Annotated in this window: 5 protein-coding genes; 1 reads left to right on the top strand and 4 read right to left on the bottom strand. The window is 33.5% G+C overall.

Features of this window, described 5'->3' with window-relative positions; all coding sequences use genetic code 11:
* The 4 genes from VFS71_RS04030 to VFS71_RS04045 all read right to left on the bottom strand — a co-directional run.
* Positions 1-334: FAD-binding protein (locus VFS71_RS04030; protein WP_326399524.1), on the bottom strand; the 334-nt coding region annotated here is incomplete at its 3' end.
* Positions 335-498: 164 nt separating this feature from the next.
* Entirely contained in the window at positions 499-1,155 is a 657-nt protein-coding gene (locus VFS71_RS04035; RefSeq protein WP_111408296.1) for an aspartate kinase, read from the bottom strand.
* Between the two features lie 106 nt (positions 1,156-1,261).
* Positions 1,262-1,621, bottom strand: a complete 360-nt coding sequence (locus tag VFS71_RS04040; RefSeq protein ID WP_326399525.1) for a YraN family protein — start codon at positions 1,619-1,621, stop codon at positions 1,262-1,264.
* Positions 1,622-1,745: 124 nt separating this feature from the next.
* Entirely contained in the window at positions 1,746-2,645 is a 900-nt protein-coding gene (locus tag VFS71_RS04045; RefSeq protein WP_326399529.1) for an LD-carboxypeptidase, read from the bottom strand.
* Between the two features lie 236 nt (positions 2,646-2,881).
* On the opposite strand from VFS71_RS04045, the gene VFS71_RS04050 reads away from it, so the two are divergent.
* Positions 2,882-3,608: endonuclease/exonuclease/phosphatase family protein (locus VFS71_RS04050; protein WP_326399527.1), on the top strand; the 727-nt coding region annotated here is incomplete at its 3' end.

A 3,608-nucleotide genomic window follows, 5' to 3' on the forward strand; every position in this document is an offset into this window, starting at 1 on the left:
CAGGTTCGAGTTTTACTTTTTGATTGTTATCCAAGAGCTCAAAATCTTTCCAGCCGTGCGTCGCAACCACCAAAACCGAATCCGTAATGGCTTGGCCCGACAAACTGGTTCCTGCAGCCCTAAAAGTCAAAGCAATGTCAAGTATTTTGGCCTGTTTTATAATTTCGATAATTTCAGATTCGTTGTGTGCTAGAATTACTATTTTTGGAATAAGTCTATAAAAACTGGCATCTGTTCCATAAGCAAGGGTTTGCAAAGGATTGGTCAAAATACGTTTGGGATCAATCGATACTGATAAAATGTCTTTTAACTTTTGATATGAAGGCGTTAACATAGCATTTGTGTTTATGAATAGACTGATTTTAAATCACAAGAAAATATTTAGTGTCTTTTGTGATTAAAATGTAAATTTAGGTATTAGAAAATGTTATTTCTAAATTAGAACAAAATAAAAAACGAAGCATATAGCTTCGTTTTTTATTAATAAGAATAGATTTTTTAATTCTTCAAATCTTTAATCACCTTAAAAGCTACGTCAACCTCATTTTCACTAACCATAATCGTGAATTCATTTGAAGTTGAAATTACCTCATTGATGATAATTCCTTCCCAAGCCAAACGTTGGAAAATGAAATAATAAATTCCTGGTACAACAATATTCTCTTTTGGTAATTTTACTGTTATTGAAGCTAAATTATCCAATTTCTGAATCAATTTTTCAGAAGCAAAATGTTTTTCAACCAAGTGATTGACACTATTACTTACCACAATGTTAGTCTCATTTACTCCTTTGGATGAGGTATAAAAAATATCCGGTAACGAATTGATATCGGTAATTAAATCGGCTTGTTTGTTCAAAACCGTGTCTGAAACTGCAAATGTATAATCTGTCAATGCGGAACGTACAGTGATTTCGCCTATATTTTTTATTACTTTATTTATTTTATGATTGAGTCTAAAATCTAATTCTTCTGTCAATCGTTTCAGAGCCATCACCACAGCTCCTTGTTTTACTTCTTTTCCAAATTCACTTTCCAATTCGGTCATAATATTTCTTGACAAAGAAGTCAAATTGATAATGCCAAGTGACAATGCATTCAACAAAAAAGGCTTGGTTTTGATGTAATTTTCAACGATTGAGGAAACTGTTTTCATAATGTATAGTGGTTTGTACGTAGTTAATACTTAGTTTTTGGTTTTAAAATCGGTACAAATATACATAAAAAACAATTTGTTACAAATATAACATTGTTAAATTTCTTTAAAAATGAAAAAAAGCGTCTATAAGGTGTTCAATTGCAAATGATTTACCTTTTTTGTGGATTGCGATGATGTCAAAACGAACATTCAAATCCAAATCTTTTTCGATTACGTAAGCATCTACAGCTTTTACCAAGAGTTGGATTTTTTTTGGTTTTACAAAATCTTGTGGCAAACCAAATTCGAGAGACGAACGGGTTTTTACTTCTATAATAGCAAGTATGTTATCTATCTTGGCAATAATATCAATTTCTGCTTTCTGGAATGTCCAGTTGGTATCAAGAATAGTGTACCCATTTTTTTTAAGGTAATCTACCGCAAGATCTTCCCCCAGTTTTCCCAGTTCATTGTGTTCAGCCATAGGAATTTTAGATTTTAGATTAACGATTTTAGATTTAAGAAGCAGAAAATTCAAAATTTAATATCAAATTTCCGTTGTAACAAATCTGCAATCAAAAATCGTTAATCAAAAATCATCAATCATTTTACTTTTGAAAAATCACAGTATTGCAATTCTCATTCACATCCATACTCACTATATTACCCATAATCAAGGCTCTGTTGTCGTGAACGTGTCCTGCCGGGAAATTATAGAGTACCGGAATATTATATTTTTTGGTTACATCCTGAACAATTTCATTGGCGTTTTTCCCCCAAGGTATATCATTGTCTTTCATTTTGGTCATTCCTCCCACAATAATTCCTTTGATGCTTTCAAGACAACCATTGCGTTTTAGGTTCATCATCATTCGGTCAATGTGATAAAGATATTCGTCCAAATCTTCTATGAACAAAATTTTATCGTTACAATCAATAGCTGATTTAGATCCCAACAAACTATATAAAATAGATAAATTGCCACCCACCAATTCACCAGTGGCTTTCCCGAAACGATTCATCGGGAACGGATCGATTTTATATACCAAAGGATCGCCAAACAAAGCTGTTCTTAAAGTCGAAATAGATTCGGGTGCTGTTTTTTCAACACTAATGGGCATAGTGCCATGTATCGATTTGTAGCCCATCGTATTAAGATGATTGTGCAAAACCGTAACGTCGCTAAAGCCAACAATCCATTTTGGGTGTTGTTTAAATTTGGTAAAATCCAACAAATCAATCATTCGTACCGTACCATATCCGCCACGGGCACACCAAATTGCCTTGATATTTGGATTATCCATTTGATGCTGAAAATCGGCGGCGCGTTGTTCATCAGTTCCCGCCAACTGATTAAGGTCTAATCCGATAGTGCTCCCAACAACAACTTCCAGACCCCATGAATGCAATAAGTCTATAGTGGGTTTTAGGTTGTCATCAACATTTTTTCTAGCGGTTGCAACAATAGCAATGGTATCTCCTTTTTGTAAATAAGGTGGTGTGATCATAGTAGTTTGAGCTTGACTGTTTATAGATTGTAAAACAAAAATAAGCAATAGCATTGGATACAAAACACATTGTTTTTGATTAAAAGAAAATGGATTGCTATACATGCTGAGCTTTTGAGATATGAATTATTATAAGGATTCAGAGTTAAAGCAAAGATATACATTTCTTAAAGACAACAAATAATTGTAATCAAATTACTATATTTACAAAACTAGAACCTATTATAGAATGTGTAATGATAATTAAAAAGACCTTTTTTTGTCTGAGTTTATTTCTATTAATTTCAAAAAGTAACGGACAGAGTAAGGCTTTTGCGATACATACAGTAGCTTTTTACAATTTTGAAAATTGCTTCGACACTATTAATGATCCTATTACCAATGATGAGGAATGGACCCCAACGGGGGATCAGCATTGGAACACCAAAAAATATCAGCACAAATTAGAAAATCTAGCTCGTGTTTTGTCTGAAATCGGGACTGCTGAAAACTCTAATTCACCAACATTTATAGGCGGAGTCGAAATTGAAAATCGTTCTGTACTCGAGGATTTAATAAAACAGCCTAAATTAATTGACAAGGATTATGGAATTATCCATTTTGATTCACCCGACAAAAGAGGAATCGACGTAGCCTTATTGTATCAAAAGAAACAATTCCAGCCAACGAGTTACATAAATGTTCCATTGTATGTATATAAAGGAGAACAGCCGGTTAAAGAAACTTTAAAAACAGATTCTTCCGAGTACTTAGAAACCGAGGATGTAATCCAAGTCAATACCAAAAACTATCGGGTTTACACTAGAGACCAATTGCTTGTAACCGGTTTTTTGAATGGTGAAGAAATTCACATTATTGTGAATCATTGGCCGTCACGATCTGGAGGGGAAAAGAAATCAAGCCCGTATCGGGAAGCTGCAGGATCATTGAACAGAAAAATTATCGATTCTTTACAGCGCATCA

This window comes from Flavobacterium sp. (assembly GCF_035760125.1).
In the GTDB taxonomy this organism is placed as follows: Bacteria; Bacteroidota; Bacteroidia; order Flavobacteriales; family Flavobacteriaceae; genus Flavobacterium.

What these genes read in the sequence shown, in the direction of transcription:
- VFS71_RS04035 (WP_111408296.1), bottom strand. Translation starts at nt 1,155, where the DNA reads ATGAAAACAGTTTCCTCAATCGTTGAAAATTACATCAAAACCAAGCCT.
- VFS71_RS04040 (WP_326399525.1), bottom strand. Translation starts at nt 1,621, where the DNA reads ATGGCTGAACACAATGAACTGGGAAAACTGGGGGAAGATCTTGCGGTA.
- VFS71_RS04045 (WP_326399529.1), bottom strand. Translation starts at nt 2,645, where the DNA reads ATGATCACACCACCTTATTTACAAAAAGGAGATACCATTGCTATTGTT.